The organism is Haemophilus sp. UMB1048 (assembly GCF_030218125.1).
Taxonomy (GTDB): Bacteria; Pseudomonadota; Gammaproteobacteria; order Enterobacterales; family Pasteurellaceae; genus Haemophilus_D.
Window position 1 is genome coordinate 1 of the sequence record NZ_JASOPB010000077.1, and the last position, 291, is coordinate 291.

Here is a 291-nt window from a genome sequence, read left to right on the forward strand (position 1 = left end):
GGTATTGGCAAATATCGACGGCCAGTTAAGCCATTCATGCCAGTAGGCGCGCGGACGAAAGTAAAACCACTGGTGATACCATTCGTGAGCCTCCGAATGACGACCGTAGTGATGAATCTCTCCAGGCGGGAACAGCAAAATATCACCCGGTCGGCAGACAAATTCTCGTCCCTGATTTTTCACCACCCCCTGACCGCGAATGGTGAGATTGAGAATATAACCTTTCAGTCCCAGCGGTCGGTCGATAAAAAAATCGAGATAACCGTTGGCCTCAATCGGCGTTAAACCCGC

Annotated in this window: 1 protein-coding gene; it reads right to left on the minus strand. The window is 50.9% G+C overall.

The genetic code is table 11. The features are described from left to right. On the minus strand, window positions 1-291 hold a 291-nt coding region (locus QP437_RS09945; RefSeq protein WP_285267726.1), incomplete at both ends, for an AraC family ligand binding domain-containing protein.